This window comes from Rapidithrix thailandica (genome assembly GCF_039710355.1).
Classification (GTDB): domain Bacteria; phylum Bacteroidota; class Bacteroidia; order Cytophagales; family Flammeovirgaceae; genus Rapidithrix; species Rapidithrix thailandica.
Window position 1 is genome coordinate 98723 of record NZ_JBDKWZ010000005.1, and the last position, 16335, is coordinate 115057.

Annotated in this window: 15 protein-coding genes and 4 tRNA genes; 16 read left to right on the top strand and 3 right to left on the bottom strand. The window is 42.3% G+C overall.

All coding sequences use genetic code 11. The features are described from left to right. Positions 1 to 64: 64 nt before the first annotated feature. Positions 65 to 3568: an efflux RND transporter permease subunit gene (locus AAG747_RS09970; protein WP_346821017.1), complete on the top strand. Its 3504-nt coding sequence runs from the start codon at positions 65 to 67 to the stop codon at positions 3566 to 3568. 120 nt (positions 3569 to 3688) lie between these two features. Here the strand turns inward: AAG747_RS09970 and AAG747_RS09975 are convergent, their stop codons facing one another. Further along, the gene (locus AAG747_RS09975) at positions 3689 to 4456 is read right to left on the bottom strand and encodes a GNAT family N-acetyltransferase (RefSeq protein WP_346821018.1); all 768 of its coding nucleotides are present in this window, start codon (positions 4454 to 4456) and stop codon (positions 3689 to 3691) included. Between the two features lie 490 nt (positions 4457 to 4946). On the opposite strand from AAG747_RS09975, the gene AAG747_RS09980 reads away from it, so the two are divergent. The 8 genes from AAG747_RS09980 to rpsC all read left to right on the top strand — a co-directional run bounded on the left by AAG747_RS09980 (position 4947) and on the right by rpsC (position 11173). Further along, positions 4947 to 6842 (top strand): amidophosphoribosyltransferase, encoded by a 1896-nt coding sequence (locus AAG747_RS09980; RefSeq protein WP_346821019.1) that lies wholly within the window; start codon positions 4947 to 4949, stop codon positions 6840 to 6842. A gap of 432 nt (positions 6843 to 7274) precedes the next feature. Then, positions 7275 to 7895: a 50S ribosomal protein L3 gene (gene rplC, locus AAG747_RS09985; RefSeq protein ID WP_346821020.1), complete on the top strand. Its 621-nt coding sequence runs from the start codon at positions 7275 to 7277 to the stop codon at positions 7893 to 7895. Between the two features lie 13 nt (positions 7896 to 7908). Continuing rightward, the gene (rplD, locus tag AAG747_RS09990; protein ID WP_346821021.1) at positions 7909 to 8529 is read left to right on the top strand and encodes a 50S ribosomal protein L4; all 621 of its coding nucleotides are present in this window, start codon (positions 7909 to 7911) and stop codon (positions 8527 to 8529) included. Positions 8530 to 8542: 13 nt separating this feature from the next. After that, positions 8543 to 8830, top strand: coding sequence for a 50S ribosomal protein L23 (rplW, locus tag AAG747_RS09995; protein ID WP_346821022.1), 288 nt, complete (start codon positions 8543 to 8545; stop codon positions 8828 to 8830). Positions 8831 to 8875: 45 nt separating this feature from the next. Then, positions 8876 to 9706 carry a 50S ribosomal protein L2 gene (gene rplB, locus AAG747_RS10000; RefSeq protein ID WP_346821023.1) on the top strand — a complete coding sequence of 277 codons (831 nt, stop codon included), beginning with the start codon at positions 8876 to 8878 and terminating at the stop codon, positions 9704 to 9706. A 2-nt stretch (positions 9707 to 9708) separates the two neighbouring features. Then, positions 9709 to 9987, top strand: coding sequence for a 30S ribosomal protein S19 (gene rpsS / locus AAG747_RS10005; RefSeq protein WP_346821024.1), 279 nt, complete (start codon positions 9709 to 9711; stop codon positions 9985 to 9987). Positions 9988 to 9992: 5 nt separating this feature from the next. Continuing rightward, positions 9993 to 10391 carry a 50S ribosomal protein L22 gene (gene rplV / locus AAG747_RS10010; protein ID WP_346821025.1) on the top strand — a complete coding sequence of 133 codons (399 nt, stop codon included), beginning with the start codon at positions 9993 to 9995 and terminating at the stop codon, positions 10389 to 10391. A gap of 17 nt (positions 10392 to 10408) precedes the next feature. Next, on the top strand, positions 10409 to 11173 hold the full coding sequence (rpsC, locus tag AAG747_RS10015; protein WP_346821026.1) for a 30S ribosomal protein S3: 765 nt from the start codon (positions 10409 to 10411) through the stop codon (positions 11171 to 11173). 56 nt (positions 11174 to 11229) lie between these two features. Here rpsC and AAG747_RS10020 read toward each other — a convergent pair whose 3' ends face one another. Both AAG747_RS10020 and kynU read right to left on the bottom strand, forming a co-directional pair. Then, complete coding sequence (locus AAG747_RS10020; protein ID WP_346821027.1) at positions 11230 to 11817, bottom strand: hypothetical protein; 588 nt, start codon at positions 11815 to 11817, stop codon at positions 11230 to 11232. Positions 11818 to 12163: 346 nt separating this feature from the next. Then, entirely contained in the window at positions 12164 to 13432 is a 1269-nt protein-coding gene (gene kynU / locus AAG747_RS10025) for a kynureninase (protein WP_346821028.1), read from the bottom strand. A gap of 220 nt (positions 13433 to 13652) precedes the next feature. Between kynU and AAG747_RS10030 the strand changes: the two genes are divergently transcribed. From AAG747_RS10030 to nusG, 7 genes are all read left to right on the top strand, one after another. Continuing rightward, positions 13653 to 13735: transfer RNA gene (locus tag AAG747_RS10030), tRNA-Tyr, on the top strand. Positions 13736 to 13810: 75 nt separating this feature from the next. Next, a tRNA-Gly gene (locus tag AAG747_RS10035) sits at positions 13811 to 13883 on the top strand. A 13-nt stretch (positions 13884 to 13896) separates the two neighbouring features. Further along, positions 13897 to 13968: transfer RNA gene (locus AAG747_RS10040), tRNA-Thr, on the top strand. Positions 13969 to 14015: 47 nt separating this feature from the next. Continuing rightward, positions 14016 to 15203 carry an elongation factor Tu gene (tuf, locus tag AAG747_RS10045; RefSeq protein ID WP_346821029.1) on the top strand — a complete coding sequence of 396 codons (1188 nt, stop codon included), beginning with the start codon at positions 14016 to 14018 and terminating at the stop codon, positions 15201 to 15203. Between the two features lie 193 nt (positions 15204 to 15396). Next, a tRNA-Trp gene (locus AAG747_RS10050) sits at positions 15397 to 15469 on the top strand. 77 nt (positions 15470 to 15546) lie between these two features. Beyond that, positions 15547 to 15741, top strand: coding sequence for a preprotein translocase subunit SecE (gene secE, locus AAG747_RS10055; protein ID WP_346821030.1), 195 nt, complete (start codon positions 15547 to 15549; stop codon positions 15739 to 15741). Between the two features lie 21 nt (positions 15742 to 15762). Continuing rightward, on the top strand, positions 15763 to 16335 hold the full coding sequence (gene nusG, locus AAG747_RS10060) for a transcription termination/antitermination protein NusG (protein ID WP_346821031.1): 573 nt from the start codon (positions 15763 to 15765) through the stop codon (positions 16333 to 16335).

A 16335-nucleotide genomic window follows, 5' to 3' on the forward strand; every position in this document is an offset into this window, starting at 1 on the left:
ACCCACCCCGGTTTGACTGATATTATAAGTCCAAATCATCCATTTAAGAAAAGCTATATCAACAATGGCAAACCAAGACGATAAAAAAATAAAACGCGAGTTCGGGCTCAGTACACTTTCGGTCAACAACAGCACCAGTGTGTTTATCCTTACCGGAATCATCGTGTTGTTTGGCTTGTATTCGTACATCACCATGCCCAAGGAACAATTTCCGGAAGTGGTGATGCCCACAGTGTATGTCAATACTATTTACCCCGGTAACTCTCCGGTGGATATCGAAAACCTGATTACCCGGCCTATCGAGAAGGAACTGAAATCCATCAAAGGGGTGAAGAAAATTAATTCTACCTCGGCACAAGATGTATCGGTGATTTTGATTGAGTTCAACGAAGATATTGAAATTGCAAAAGCCATCCAGGACACAAAGGATGCCGTAGATAAATCCAAAAAAGAATTGCCTAACGACCTGGATGAAGATCCGCAAGTATTAGAAGTAGACTTGTCAGAATTGCCAATCATGATGGTGAACCTGTCAGGTGATTTTGAGTTGGATAAGTTGAAAGATTATGCGGAGTACCTGGAAGATGAGATGGAAGCCCTTTCAGAAGTTTCTAAAGTGGATATCATCGGAGCCTTGGATCGTGAAATACAAGTCAATGCCGACTTGTATAAGATGGAAGCGGTGAAAATAACCTTCGGGGATATTGAAAAAGCCATTGCTAATGAAAATATCACGATGTCCGGGGGGGATATTCTTACCAATGGATACAGACGCTCTTTACGGGTATTCGGTGAATTTCAGAATGTAGAAGAAATCAAGAATATTGTGGTCAAGTCGGAAGAGCAAAACACCATTTACCTGAAGGATGTCGCGGAAGTAGTGGACAGTTATGTAGAGCGGGAAAGCTTTGCCCGGATGGCAACCCGTGACTTTGCCACCGAAGGAAATTTTCCGGTAGTGACCTTGTCTGTAGTGAAGCGAAACGGGGAAAACCTGATCAATGCTACGGAAAAAATCGATGAGATTCTGGAAGAAGCCAAGGCGCATCATTTGCCAAGCACCTTGAATATTGAAATTACCAATAGCCAGGCGGACCATATGAAATTGCAACTGAGCAACCTGGAAAACAGTATTATTTCCGGGATGTTGTTGGTGGTTTTGGTACTCCTGTTCTTCTTAGGTTTCCGGAATGCACTATTTGTAGGATTGGCCATTCCCTTGTCCATGTTTATGTCTTTCATGATTTTGAGTGCCTTGGGGGTTTCGGTCAATATGGTAATGTTGTTTGGCTTGATCCTGGCGTTGGGGATGTTGGTGGACAATGCCATTGTGGTGATTGAAAATATCTACCGTTTGCGCGAGCAGGGGATGGGTACCTTACAAGCAGCAAAGGAAGGAGTAGGTGAGGTGGCCTCTGCCATCATCAGTTCTACCGCTACTACCTTGGCTGCTTTCGTACCCTTGGCGTTCTGGCCGGGTATCATGGGTGAGTTTATGAAATACCTGCCCATCACATTGATCATTGTATTGACGTCCTCTCTGTTTGTCGGATTGGTGATCAACCCGGTGGTGGCTGCAGGCTTTATGAAAGTAGACAATGGCAAAGAGCAAAAGAATAAGAAGAACCTGACGGTATTTGGAATCGGCTTGGCCGTCTTATCGGTTATTTGCTTTTTCGTTGCCGAGACCTACACTTGGGGGAACTTGTTTATGCTGTTTGCCTTGATTTCGTTTGCCAATGCATTTGTAGTGAAAAAAGCGGCTTATTGGTTTCAAAACACCCTTCTGGTCAGGTTGGAAAAAATTTACCTGAAAACGCTGCGATATGCACTTACCTCCTGGAGGCCGTATGTCTTTTTGATAGGAACGACTCTCTTTTTGTTCTTTTCTTTAGGCTTGTTTTCTGCAAATCAGCCACAAATCAGTTTGTTCTCAGATACGGATCCGAATTATGTCTACATCTACATGGAAGCAGCGCAAGGGACAGATGTCAAAACTACGAATGAGTTGACCAAACAAGTTGAAAAGAGAGTGTTTGAGGTATTGGAGCCCTATAGCGAAATTGTAGAATCCGTAGTAACCAATGTAGGGCAAAATACCGGGAATCCCATGGAGTCGGTGGGAAGGGATATTACGCCGAATAAAAGTAAAATTGCCATTGCCTTTGAAGACTTTGAGAACCGTAACGGCATCAGTACTTCCGAAATTATGAACAAAGTAGGGGAGGCCGCCAAAGGAGTTCCGGGCTTGAAAGTCACTACGGACAAGGAAAAGATGGGGCCTCCGGTAGGAAAGCCTGTGAACATTGAAGTGACAGGAGAGAATTATATTACCTTGATTGAAGAAGCCGAAAAGATTAAAAATATCATTGAGCACGGAGGGGTGGACGGTCTGGACGGATTGCAAATCGAAGTGGATTTGGGCAAGCCGGAACTATTGGTCAATATTGACCGGGCCAAAGCCGGACGGTACGGACTGTCTACCGGGATGCTGGCGGCTGATTTGCGGACGGCCATCTACGGAAAAGAAGTTTCCAAATTTAAAGACGGGGAAGACGACTATCCGATTCAATTGCGATTGGCTGATAAATACCGCTATGATGTGTCAAGTCTGTATGACAAGCGGTTAACCTTCAGAGATAATAAAGGGAAATTCCACCAAATCCCCGTATCGTCCATTGCGGATTTAGAATACAGTTCTACGTTCGGTTCGGTGAAGCGAAAAGATCTGGATCGGATGATTGAAGTGAGTTCCAATGTGTTGGAAGGATACAATGCGAATGAAATCGTACAGCAAATTCAAGCATTATTAGAAAATCATAAAATGCCGGAAGGATATTCCTTCAAGTTTACCGGTGAGCAAGAAGAGCAACAGAAAAACCAAGAGTTTTTGATGAGTGCATTGATTATTGCGGTGTCTGCAATCTTCTTGATCTTGGTCTCCCAGTTCAACTCAGGGATCAAGCCGTTTATCATCGTAGGATCGGTAATCTTCAGTTTGATTGGGGTGTTTTTAGGAATGGCCCTGTTTGGTGACGACTTTGTCATCATCATGACCGGTGTGGGGATTATCTCTCTTGCCGGGGTAGTGGTGAACAACGCCATTGTATTGATTGACTATGTAGACCTGACCCGGAACCGGAAGAGGCAAGAACTAGGGATGAGCGAGGACGAGCATTTACCATCCAGTCTCTTTATTGAATGTTTGGTAGAAGGGGGGTATACCCGTTTGCGTCCGGTACTGTTAACAGCCATTACCACGGTATTGGGATTGGTGCCATTGGCCACAGGGTTGAACATCGATTTCTTTGGTTTGTTTGCTCATTTTAAACCCAATATTTACATGGGAGGTCCGAATGCCGATACATGGGGACCTATGGCTTGGACGGTGATTTACGGGCTTGTGTTTGCTACGTTTCTTACCTTGGTGATTGTTCCGGTAATGTATTACATCTCGGATCTGATTGTTCAAATGTTTGCGAAAAAGGCCAAGCCTACTGAAGAGCAAGAGGTAACAGAGCCACAGACGCTAAATGATCAAGAAGCGCTTGAAACCAATCATCAATAGAGATCGAATTCAATAGATAAATCCAAATACAAACAAATTAAGTGCATAGTTTGTAATATTTCTGACAAAAAAGCCGGCCGTTTTGGTCGGCTTTTTTATTTCCATAAAATCTTTTGAAACTTAAAGTGTTTTTATCATTTCATATTGAGCAATGGGATTTTGAAAGCCCACCCGCTTTAAAAACTGGTGCAAAGGGCCGTAGGTTTGATCAATATTGATAAAAGAAAGCTTTTGAAGCGGATGCGCTATTTTTTGAGCGGTTTGTAACAATTGCCAACCGATATACATTCTACGGTAATCCGGGAGAACAGCTATTTGTGAGACTCTTCCGGTATCGGATAAAAACGAAAGGTAGCCCACAATTTGCTTGTTTGCTTTGGCGATGAGAATGGTTTCGTCTGCCGAGTTTTGTGAAATGGCTTGCCAGGAGTTCTGCCAGGAAGGGGTAGTGTCCCAAAAACTTTGCAACTCTTCCCAACGTTCCGCTTTTTCCAGGTGGATTTTGATTTTGAGCAAAGGAGCCGGAGCGTTGATTTCCCGGGTGTTAACATAGCATTCATAGGTCCGGTGGATCACAAAGCCTAATTTGTGATAAATGGCAATGGCTCGCTGATTGGTGGTGATGACTTCCAACAAGCATTGTTGGATATTATGTATTGGGAATTTTTCCCAGAGATACGTGTACAGTTGTTCCGTTAAGTGATTGCCCCGGAAACCGGGAAGCACTCCGGTGCCGGCATTGTAGGCGGTAGGCTTTCCCTGGTAAATACCCGTGCCAGTAAGAATAAATCCCACTAATTGTTCTTTATAAAAAGCCCCGGCACTGAGACTCAAGTCCCCTCCAATCCGGACCAGTCGCTGAAACAATTCCTCTTTACTAGGCTTCATTTGTGTTTGATAATCAGCAAAAGCACTAAGGAAAGCCTTATGTAGTTGGGAGAAATTTACCTGTTCCAGTGATCTAATTTGAAATTTTGTTGTTTTCAAAGTAAAAATTGTAAATAGTTGATATCTGTCAATAGGCAAAGACCTGTTTTCATTGAATGAAACAATGCCTTTGAATACGGTAAGTGAGAGGAGTAAGGGGAAAGTATAAAAGAAAGCGAATCTAGCTATTCCTCATTCCTCATAATATTAACAAAACCGCCATAAATTATTCCTAAGGCCTCCCACAGAACGAAACTCTTTTTAAACAATAAAAATCAACCAGTTAGAACAAAAAGAGTCTTGGGATTAAAAAAACGATCAAAGGTAAGTGGGTTTCGCTAGTAATAAGATAATTTTGCCGCAAAATTAAGTTTTGGTGATGGGGGGAAGCCCATAACTTCTTTTTCTCACCTGTCTGAAAAATAGTTTATACAAATATTAGGGACTTCCAATGAGTGAATCTATTAAACACGAATGTGGTATTGCCTTTATCAGGCTGAGAAAGCCATTATCTTACTTCATCGAGAAATATCAAACACCTGCATATGCGCTCAATAAATTGTATTTATTGATGCATAAACAACACAACCGCGGGCAAGATGGAGCGGGAGTGGCATCTATAAAAATGAACCTCAAACCGGGAAAGCCATATTTGGACCGGTTCCGTTCGATAGAACCACAACCTGTGACAGATATTTTTCAGAACATTACTGAGAAGTTAAACAAAGTCAAGTCCAAGCACCCGAAAAAGTTTATGAATGCCGAATGGATGCGGAATAACACAAACTTTATGGGAGACGTATTTATGGGACACCTGCGCTATGGTACACATGGTAAAAATACCATTGGGCATTGTCATCCGGTGGTGCGGCCTAACAACTGGCGAAGTCGCACATTGCTTGTTGCCGGCAATTTTAATATGACCAATGTGGAGGAGCTGTTCCAAAAATTGATTGAGTTGGGACAACACCCCAAAGAAAATGTGGATACGGTAACCGTCATGGAAAAGATCGGGCATTTTCTGGATGAAGAAAATGAATTGCTGTTCAGAAAATACAAAGACGAAGGCTTGGATAATGTCTCCATTACAGAGCGGATAGAACACGAACTGGATTTGTCCCGGGTGTTGCAACGTGCCTGTAAGGATTTTGACGGAGGGTATGCCATGATGGGAATGACCGGGTATGGAGCAACGTTTGTCGCCCGTGATCCGGCAGGTATCCGTCCGGCTTATTATTATGCAAATGATGAAGTGATTGTGGCGGCTTCTGAAAAACCCGCTATCAAAACAGCTTTTAACATTGAATACGATAAAATTCAGGAGATCCAGCCGGGGCATGCCTTAATCGTTAACAAAAAAGGCGATTATGAAGAAACTCAGTTTACTCCCCCTCTTCCGAAAAAGGCTTGTAGCTTCGAAAGAATTTACTTCTCCAGAGGAACTGACCCTGAAATTTATAACGAACGGAAAAAACTTGGAGAATTACTTTGCCCTCAGATTTTAGAGGCCATCGATTACGACCTGGAAAATACGGTTTTTTCCTATATCCCGAATACCGCAGAGACAGCTTATTTAGGTATGATGTCGGGTATTGAAAAGTATTTGATTCAGCAAAGGAAAAAGGCCATTGAAGATGAAAATCTTAAGGGAGAAGAATTGGAGCGTATCTTGTCTTTCCGTGCACGGACAGAAAAGATCGTATTGAAAGATGTAAAGCTGCGGACCTTTATTGCCGATGACGGACAAAGGGATGAGATGGTCGCCCATGTGTATGACACTACCTACGGAGTGATTAATAAAAACCATGATACATTGGTAGTGCTGGACGACTCCATTGTACGGGGAACAACCCTGGAAAAAAGTATCATTACCCTGCTTGACCGGTTGGAGCCTAAGCGGATCATCATCGTCTCTTCCGCTCCGCAAATCCGCTTCCCGGATTGTTATGGCATTGACATGTCGAAGATGCAACTGTTTGTTGCTTTCAGAGCGATGATGAGCCTGTTGGACAAACACAACAAATCTTACCTTAAAGAGGAAGTATACAAGAAAGCCAAAAAGGCGGTGAAGACGGGAGAAAATATTGAGGTGAACTTTGTCAATGAATTGTACGAGCAATTTACGTACGAGGAAATTTCCGATGAAATTGCCGAAATCGTAAAACTTCCACATATCCGGGCAGAAGTGAAGGTGATCTTCCAAACGGTGGAAAACCTGCATGCTGCCTGCCCTAACCATTTGGGCGATTGGTACTTTACCGGAGATTACCCGACTCCTGGAGGAACACGGGTGGCTAACAATTCCTTTGTGAATTTCAGAGACGGTAAAAACAAGAGGGCTTACTAAGCCAACACAATGGCACTGGACATTCATTTGGAAGTTCAGTGAAATGATAAAATTTGATCCCGGGTGAATTCATCATCCGGGATTTTTTTTGGGAAAGCTCGTCCCATACTCATGGGCTATCCGTGAGGGCTCATGAAAGGTAGAATCCTCTACCGGAAAGTTGCAAAGCGGTTATTTTTTTCGCAAGTAGCCTGATTTTGTGGAATTTCAGACAAAAAGAGGCAAAGGGCAATAATTTTTCCCGGAGCCCTTGATAATTTCGGAAAAAATTGATTCTATGTTTGTTAAGTTGGTATTAATTGCTACTTTTGCACTCCTTTTATGGGGATTTGTGTGCATATCTCTATTGTAATTATTGAATAATCAACGGGTTTTTGCCCCGGATAATAAAGCAAACAGATAGTTTATTTAAGGTCTGAAACACATACAGTAATGCCAGGGATAATTGGAAAAAAAGTAGGCATGACCAGTGTCTACGATGAAAACGGGAAAAACGTAGCGTGTACGCTTATTCAAGCCGGTCCTTGTGTAGTAACTCAAGTAAAAACTGAGGACACGGACGGGTACAAGGCAATTCAAGTAGCTTTTGGAGAAAAGAAAGAAAAAAACACTTCAAAAGCGATGTTAGGGCATTTCAAGAAGGCGGATATTGCGCCTAAAAGAAAGCTAGTCGAATTCAGGGATTTCGAAGGCGAATTTGCCTTGGGAGATACCCTGACGATAGAGAAAATCTTTGAAGTAGGGGAGTTTGTGGATGTGGTAGGAACTTCAAAAGGTAAAGGTTTTCAAGGGGTTGTTAAAAGACATGGTTTTGGCGGGGTAGGTCAATCTACTCACGGTCAGCACAACCGTCAAAGACACCCTGGTGCCATTGGGGCGTGTTCTTATCCTTCTCGTGTATTTAAAGGGTTGCGAATGGCCGGGAGAACTGGGAATGAGCGCGTAAAAGTGGATAACTTGAGAGTGCTTAAGATTTATCCAGAGCAGAATTTGATCGTGGTGAGCGGTGCAGTACCCGGTGCAAAAAATTCTTATGTGATCATTGAAAAGTAATTGAGAAGTAGCAATGGAATTAGCAGTTTTAAATACAAGCGGAAGCGATACCGGTAGAAAAGTAACTTTGCCGGCATCAGTGTTTGGAGCAGAGCCGAATGAGCATGCCGTTTATTTGGTTGTAAAGCAGTATTTGGCCAACCAAAGACAAGGAACACACAAATCAAAAGAGCGTGCCGAGATTGCCGGTTCTACCAAGAAATTAAAAAAGCAAAAAGGTACGGGTACCGCCCGGGCGGGTAGTATCAAGTCTCCCGTTTTTCGTGGAGGAGGTAGAATTTTCGGGCCGAAACCAAGAGATTACGGATTTAAGCTGAATAAAAAGGTAAAGCAATTGGCCAAAAGATCTGCCTTGAGTGCAAAAGCAACTGAAGCTAGCATTGCCGTGGTAGAAGACTTTGCGTTTGATGCACCTAAAACCAAAGATTTTGTAAGTATTCTGAACAATCTTTCTTTGGGTGAAAAAAAGACTTTAGTAGTGCTTGCAAATGATGATAAAAATATTTTCTTATCATCTCGCAACTTGTCTAAGTCTAAAGTTGTGACTATTGACTCTCTAAATACCTACGATATCATCCACTATGATCAATTGGTAGTTTGTGAAGGGTCAGTCGAAAAATTTGCTAACTTCTAGAAATCGAATCAAAATGCAAGTATTAAAAAGGCCAATCATTACCGAGAAAGCATCTGAGAAGAACGAGGCAGGCGTTTACGGATTTGTAGTCGACAAAAGGGCCAATAAAATCGAAATTAAGAAGGCTGTTGAAAGTAAATACGGGGTAACCGTAGAGGGCGTCAGAACGGCGATCCTTCCTGGAAAACCGAAATCCAGGTACACCAAAACTAATTTTATTAGTGGGCATTCGGCAAGTTTCAAGAAGGCGTACGTGACGTTGGTAGAAGGGGATGTGATTGATTTGTACGAGAATGCTTAATTCAACAGGCTGTTAGTTTAAATAATTACAAAAGAAATTTGAGTAATGGGAGTAAAAAAACTAAGGCCGGTTACTCCCGGTCAGCGATATAGAGTAGCACCGAGCTTTGAAGAAATAACTACTGATCAACCCGAAAAAAGCTTATTAGCTCCAATGAAAAACTCAGGCGGTAGGAATCACCGCGGACGCATGACCATGCGTTACCTGGGTGGAGGCCATAAGAAGAGATATAGGGTTATCGATTTCAAAAGAAATAAGCACGGTGTTCCTGCCGTAGTGAAATCTATCGAATACGATCCGAATCGTACCGCTTATATTGCCTTGTTGTACTACGTAGATGGTACAAAAACATATATCATCGCTCCTCAAGGACTTTCCGTAGACCAAACGGTCGTTTCAGGTCCTGAAGTGGCTCCGGAAGTAGGAAATGCCATGCCTATTGGCAAAATCCCTGTCGGTACCATCATTCACAATATTGAGTTGAAGCCCGGAAAAGGTGCCAGTATGGTGCGTAGTGCCGGAGCGTATGCTCAATTGTTGGGGCGTTCGGGTAAATACGTTTCTGTGAAATTGCCTTCTGGTGAAACTCGCCAAGTATTGGAAACTTGTTATGCCACAATCGGTACTGTGTCTAACAGTGATCATATGAACGTGACCTTAGGTAAAGCTGGTAGAAACCGTTGGTTAGGTAAACGACCTAGAGTTCGAGGGGTAGCAATGAACCCAGTTGATCACCCAATGGGGGGTGGTGAAGGAAAATCTTCTGGAGGACACCCACGATCAAGAACGGGCTTATACTCGAAAGGGAAGAAAACCCGTGATAAAAATAAATATTCGAATAGGTTTATTATCAGTAGAAGAAAATCTAAGAAGTAATCATGGCAAGATCGCTTAAAAAAGGACCATATATAGATTTCCGATTGGAAAAGAAGATTGAGCAATTGGACGGATCAGGAAAAAAGTCTGTAATTAAGACTTGGTCTCGTAGATCAATGATCTCTCCGGATTTTATCGGGCACACCTTTGCGGTGCATAACGGTAACAAGTTTATCCCTGTATATGTAACAGAAAACATGGTAGGGCATAAATTAGGTGAATTTGCACCTACAAGAAACTTCAGAGGACATATTGCAAAGAAAGATAAAGGTAAAAGATAGATAAAATGGAAGCTGTAGCTAAATTAAGAAATGTGCCTATAGCACCCAGGAAGATGCGTTTGGTAGTGGATTCAGTGCGGGGAGAAAGTGTAATCAACGCCTTGAATATCCTGAAATTTGAAGCCAAAGCTGGGGCACCTCTCATAGAAAAACTACTTCTTTCTGCCGTAGCTAACTGGGAAGCAAAAAACCCTGATAGCTCGATTGAAGATGCGGATTTATTCGTAAAAGAAGTGTTCGTGACTCAAGGAAGAACCTTGAAGCGGTTTCGTCCGGCTCCTCAAGGAAGGGCACACCGTATCCGCAAGCGCTCTAACCATGTGACTTTGGTAGTGGACTCTGCCGAAACCATGTTTGACGCGCAAGCAGTAGTTGAAACTGAATCTGAAAATTCTGATAATTAACCTTTAAATATAAATTAATGGGACAAAAAGTTAATCCAACAGGTCTACGTTTAGGTTTAATTAGAGGATGGGATTCAAACTGGTATGGAGGTAAAGACTTTTCAGATAAATTAATAGAAGACGAAACGATTCGAAAATATCTTGCCGCCAGGATCCCTAATCCTAGAGCGGGCGTATCTAAAGTGATCATTGAGCGAACTTTGAAACGCCTTACTTTAACCGTGAATACTGCTCGACCTGGAGTAGTGATCGGTAAAGCCGGACAAGAAGTAGATCGAATCAAAGAAGAGTTGAAAAAGCTGACTGGTAAGGATGTACAGATCAATATCAATGAGATCAAACGTCCTGAGCTTGATGCCAAATTGGTGGGAGAGTCTATTGCTCAGCAATTACAAAACAGGGTCTCTTACCGTAGAGCGATGAAACAAGCTATTGCTAACGCAATGCGTGTAGGTGCTCAAGGGATCAAAGTGAAAGTTTCTGGCCGTTTGGGCGGTGCGGAAATGGCCCGTAGCGAAACATACAAAGAAGGACGTATTCCTTTGCATACCTTGAGAGCGGATATCGACTATGCGCTTTCTGAAGCCAATACCGTATATGGTAAAATTGGTATCAAAGTATGGATCTTCAAAGGTGAAGTATACGGTAAAGTTGATTTATCACCTTCTACAGAAACTGGTGGTGGAAAGAGCAGCCGAGGTGGCGGAAGAAAAAGAGGTGGTGGAGATAACCGCAGAAGACGCAGCGGTGGCGGCGGTGGAGGTAGAAACTCTAACAACTAGTAGTTATAGATCGTTGAAACCCCGGAATTATCCGGGGTTTTTTTATTTTCAGGTGACTATTTCAACAGTGCAAAAAGTGTTTGTGTACTTTCCTTGACAAACGCTTCTAATTCCTCAAACCTCTCCAAAGGAAGCCTGCAAGCGAGCTTTACAAACGGCTTCTCTTGTATGACCTGCTCCAAGGTCTTTGAATCCATTTCTAAAATCGACTGGTAGTTGTCCTCCTCAAAGTAGTATTCCCATGGAGTGGCATGTATGCAAAGCTGCAAATTGCTATGCTTTTCCGGAGTCTTTATCCTTTCAATGATCTTTTCCTCAAAGCGCTTCTTATACTTGCCCTGTAAATGCAGCGTGCAACTAAATTCATGCCCCCACCAAAATATCGTTCGCAAGCTGAAAATATCCTCCCGCTTAAAGACTGCGGGATAATCCAGGACCAGGTAAGGGAGCTCCCGGTAGTTTTCCCCTTTGGATACTTTTCCTCTTCTCAAAGGCATGCTTTGGATAAAAGGAAAGCGATGTATTTGCCCGGAAATAACATGCTCCAGTTGGCTAAATTGATGAAAAAGCTTTTGGATAATCCTTCTTTTGGTTTGTAAAAAGTCCGTATTGGTTAGATATTCAAATTCTTTTGGGTCAAACATGAGAGCGTTCTATCAGGGTAATATTATGATTTACAGAAAGAATAAACAACAGGAGGTAATCTAATCCACCTGTATAACAACATGGATTTTTTTAAGCCTTCGTCAAAGGCCATATTAAAGCGATTATTAAGCCTGTTTTAGGCCACAACTGCCCCAAAAACAGGTTTTCTAGCTTGGAATTTTGTGATTTGGCCACTCATTCATACGCTATACTGTATAGAAGTCAATACTACTTACAAGCAGAGTTGAACTTTTACTTATTACATAACAATGAGTAGAATGATTTTAAAAAACCGTAAATTCATCACCAAATGCGTGAATCAGCAAAAATAGGATATTTAATTTCTCAAATTTCTTCCAAAATTTTATAAAAGTTGTAGACTTCTTCAAAGGTATTGTACAAAGGAACAGGAGCAACCCGGAGGATATTAGGTTCTCTCCAATCTAAAATGACTCCGGCTTTTGTCAGTTTTTGAAAATATTCTTTGCCCCGGCCTGTAATTTCCAATGATAGTTGGCATCCCCTTTCTTCACTATTAGTGGGTGTAATCACGTTGATTCTCTCTTTTCCTGCTTTTTTGTTTAAGCCTGCGAGTAAAAATTCCAGATAACCGGTCAATTGAATACTCTTTTTTCTCAGGTTTTCGATGCCTGCTTCTTCAAAAATATCCAACGAAGCTTTGAGCGAGGCAAATAACAAAGCCGGACCATTGCTGAGTTGCCATCCATCAGCCCCGGGAATGGGTTGAAAAGTTTCTTCCATCAAAAAGCGCCTTTCTTCGTTATGACCGTACCATCCGGCAAAGCGAGGCAACTGGCTTTGGTGCGCAAATTTTTCATGAATAAAAATGCCGGCAATGCCTCCGGGGCCGGAGTTGAGGTATTTATAAGTACACCAAGTCGCAAAGTCGACCTGCCACTGATGTAGTTGTAGAGGAACATTCCCAATGGCATGAGCCAGGTCTAAACCCATAAGCGCCCCGGCTTGATGAGCAGCTTGGGTGATTTTTTCCAATTCGAATAATTGACCGCTCAAATAGTTTATTCCTCCAAATAAGACCAAAGCCAGTTCCTCTTTATGTTGCTCAATGGCCTGTAATATATCTTCCGTACGAAGACTGTGTTCATGTTCTCTGGGACGAAGCTCGATGAAACAATCTTCTTCAGACAAGCCATGCCAGCGGATATGTGAAGAGAGTGCATAGCGGTCGGAGGGGAAAGGCTTGTGTTCCACTAAAATTTTGTACCGTTGAGGTGTAGGTCTGTAAAAAGAAACCAAGAGCAAATGCAAATTGACGGTAAGTGCATTCATACTGATCACTTCGATAGGAAGGGCTCCTATTAATTTGGCAATGGGTTCCCGCAATTTTTTGTGGAAGGTACTCCAGGGGTTGGCTCCCGAAAAGTGTCCTTCCACGGCCAAGTGTTGCCAAGCTTCCAGCACTTGAGCCAAGTAATGTTGGGTGGATTGAGGTTGTAGACCCAAAGAATTTCCACAGAAATAAATGACAGGTTTTCCGTTTTTTTCCGGAATGTAGAATTTTTTCCGAAAATCTTTCAGGGGATCATCCTCATCCAACTGTTGAGCAAAGGCCAGCGTATTTTTAAAATCCATAAAACGAGAATTTTTTTATCAAAAATTTGAACTTTTTTTACTTTGAAAAAATCACTGATTATCAATCGTTTGACGGTATATAAAGGTAATCTTTGCGGAGAAGCAGAAAAAATAATGGGATTTTTTTCTGAAAAATGTTTGCGGTTTAAAAAAATGCATATACTTTTGCACACCTCAAAACGATAACAGAGGCGCTGAAAAAAGCGAAAAACAACTTACTGGGGAGATACCAAAGCGGCCAACTGGGACGGACTGTAAATCCGTTGTCTTACGACTTCGCAGGTTCGAATCCTGCTCTCCCCACAAATCTTATGGGAACTGCTCTGAAAAGCGAAAAAAAATAGTAACTTTACAGGGTAAATTAAAAAGCTAATAAAAGCGGGAGTAGCTCAGTTGGTAGAGCGGCAGCCTTCCAAGCTGCAGGTCGCGGGTTCGAGCCTCGTCTCCCGCTCTCTTCTATTGTAGCCGATGTAGCTCAGGGGTAGAGTGCTTCCTTGGTAAGGAAGAGGTCACGGGTTCAAATCCCGTCATTGGCTCGAGTTATTTGAGTAAATTATTCACTTATACTTAATCTTTAGTAAAGATGGCAAAAGAAACCTTTGACCGTTCTAAACCTCACTTAAATATAGGTACTATTGGTCACGTTGACCACGGTAAAACCACTTTGACTGCAGCGATTACTAAAGTGCTTGCAGAAGCTGGTTTATCTGAAGTTCGCGATTTCGATACAATTGATAACGCTCCAGAAGAAAAAGAAAGAGGTATTACAATTAATACTTCTCACGTAGAATATCAAACCGCAACAAGACACTACGCTCACGTTGACTGTCCTGGTCACGCTGACTATGTGAAGAACATGGTAACAGGTGCTGCTCAAATGGACGGAGCAATCTTGGTAGTAGCTGCAACTGACGGTCCTATGCCTCAAACTAGAGAGCATATCTTGTTAGCAAGACAAGTAGGTGTTCCTGCTTTGGTTGTGTTCTTGAACAAGGTGGACATGGTTGATGACGAAGAGTTGTTAGAATTAGTAGAAATGGAAGTAAGAGAATTGCTTTCTGACTACGGATTCGACGGTGATAACATTCCTGTGATTCGTGGTTCTGCCCTTGGTGGTTTGAACGGAGACTCTAAATGGGTTGACACAATCATGGAATTGATGAAGGAAGTTGATGAGCATATTCCAATTCCTCCACGTATTACTGACAAGCCTTTCTTGATGCCAGTTGAGGATGTATTCTCAATCACTGGTCGTGGTACGGTAGCTACCGGTAGAATCGAAAGAGGTGTAATCAACTCTGGTGATCCTGTAGATATCATCGGTGTAGGAGCTGAAGGCTTAAAATCAACCATTACTGGGGTTGAGATGTTCAGAAAAATCCTAGACAGAGGTGAAGCTGGTGACAACGTAGGTCTGTTGTTGAGAGGTATCGAAAAAACCGATATCAAAAGAGGTATGGTAATCTGTAAGCCAGGTTCTGTAACTCCTCACACTAAATTCAAAGCAGAGGTTTATGTATTGTCAAAAGAAGAAGGTGGTCGTCACACTCCATTCTTCAAAGGGTATAACCCTCAGTTCTACTTCAGAACTACTGACGTAACGGGTACTATCTCTCTTCCTGACGGAGTAGAAATGGTAATGCCAGGTGACAACATTACTATCACTGTAGAGTTGCAAAAAGAAATTGCCATGGAGCAAGGTCTTCGCTTTGCGATCCGTGAAGGTGGTAGAACTGTTGGAGCAGGTCAAGTTACTGAAATCATTGAGTAATCGAGACTTACGAAGATATATGGGCCCTGTTAGCATTGATCTAGCAGGGCTTTCTTTTAAGTTCTTTTTCTCAGGGTAAATAATTGCGAAAAATCCGGTTTTTTTCTTCAATAGAGTTTGATAAAATCGCGATTGTTTATACTTTTGCACTCCGCTTCTGAGGTAATTCAGGAAGCAAAAACCAAAAATACACACGGGTGTAGCTCAATTGGTAGAGCAGCGGTCTCCAAAACCGCAGGCTGGGAGTTCGAGTCTCTCCGCCCGTGCTAATAAGATAAGTCAGTATTCATCTCGTATTACTGTTGTGGAGCCCATGACAGTAATTACTTTATAGTTAATCACCATGTTTGAGAAAGTTAAAACATTTGTCAAGGATTCCTACCAGGAGATGATGGAGCACGTAACCTGGTTAAGTTTTTCTGAGTTACAAGAAAGTTCGGTTTTGGTCCTTGTCGCTTCCCTCGTGTTTGCTTTATTAGTCGGGGTGATTGACGTTGCATTCAGAAACGCTATGGACCTGTTTTACGGGTCGTTTTAAGCTATTTTAATTTTAGGAGCAATGAGTGATTTGAATTGGTATGTGGTAAGGGCTGTTAGCGGGCAGGAAAAGAAGGTAAAAACCTATCTGGAAAAAGAGCTCGTGAATTTGGGCTTCCAGGAACACATCACGGAAGTGTTGGTTCCTTCCGAGAAGGTCTATCAGATTCGAAAGATGAAAGACGGCAAAAGTAAAAAAGTTGCGGTCGAGAAGAACTTCTTTCCAGGGTATGTGATTATCCAAGCCAATTTAGATCATGGTGAAGTTTTGCAATTTGTGCGGAATGTTCCTGGTGTAATTGGCTTTTTGAATGTAGATGGCCGGGATTCTACTGCCAAGCCTCGCCCTATGCGGGAAGCGGAAGTGAATAGGATTCTGGGTAAAGTAGAGGATACTGATGAATACGAAGTGAAGCATGATGCCACCTTCATCGTAGGCGAATCGGTGAAAGTAATGGATGGACCATTCAATGGGTTTACAGGCACTGTAGAGGAGGTTTTTGAAGAGAAAAAGAAACTCAGTGTGATGGTGAAGATCTTTGGTAGAAATGCTCCTGTTGAGTTAAATTACGTACAAGTCGAAAAAGTAGAGTAA

What these genes read in the sequence shown, in the direction of transcription:
- AAG747_RS09970 (WP_346821017.1), top strand. Translation starts at nt 65, where the DNA reads ATGGCAAACCAAGACGATAAAAAAATAAAACGCGAGTTCGGGCTCAGT.
- AAG747_RS09975 (WP_346821018.1), bottom strand. Translation starts at nt 4,456, where the DNA reads ATGAAGCCTAGTAAAGAGGAATTGTTTCAGCGACTGGTCCGGATTGGA.
- AAG747_RS09980 (WP_346821019.1), top strand. Translation starts at nt 4,947, where the DNA reads ATGAGTGAATCTATTAAACACGAATGTGGTATTGCCTTTATCAGGCTG.
- rplC (WP_346821020.1), top strand. Translation starts at nt 7,275, where the DNA reads ATGCCAGGGATAATTGGAAAAAAAGTAGGCATGACCAGTGTCTACGAT.
- rplD (WP_346821021.1), top strand. Translation starts at nt 7,909, where the DNA reads ATGGAATTAGCAGTTTTAAATACAAGCGGAAGCGATACCGGTAGAAAA.
- rplW (WP_346821022.1), top strand. Translation starts at nt 8,543, where the DNA reads ATGCAAGTATTAAAAAGGCCAATCATTACCGAGAAAGCATCTGAGAAG.
- rplB (WP_346821023.1), top strand. Translation starts at nt 8,876, where the DNA reads ATGGGAGTAAAAAAACTAAGGCCGGTTACTCCCGGTCAGCGATATAGA.
- rpsS (WP_346821024.1), top strand. Translation starts at nt 9,709, where the DNA reads ATGGCAAGATCGCTTAAAAAAGGACCATATATAGATTTCCGATTGGAA.
- rplV (WP_346821025.1), top strand. Translation starts at nt 9,993, where the DNA reads ATGGAAGCTGTAGCTAAATTAAGAAATGTGCCTATAGCACCCAGGAAG.
- rpsC (WP_346821026.1), top strand. Translation starts at nt 10,409, where the DNA reads ATGGGACAAAAAGTTAATCCAACAGGTCTACGTTTAGGTTTAATTAGA.
- AAG747_RS10020 (WP_346821027.1), bottom strand. Translation starts at nt 11,817, where the DNA reads ATGTTTGACCCAAAAGAATTTGAATATCTAACCAATACGGACTTTTTA.
- kynU (WP_346821028.1), bottom strand. Translation starts at nt 13,432, where the DNA reads ATGGATTTTAAAAATACGCTGGCCTTTGCTCAACAGTTGGATGAGGAT.
- tuf (WP_346821029.1), top strand. Translation starts at nt 14,016, where the DNA reads ATGGCAAAAGAAACCTTTGACCGTTCTAAACCTCACTTAAATATAGGT.
- secE (WP_346821030.1), top strand. Translation starts at nt 15,547, where the DNA reads ATGTTTGAGAAAGTTAAAACATTTGTCAAGGATTCCTACCAGGAGATG.
- nusG (WP_346821031.1), top strand. Translation starts at nt 15,763, where the DNA reads ATGAGTGATTTGAATTGGTATGTGGTAAGGGCTGTTAGCGGGCAGGAA.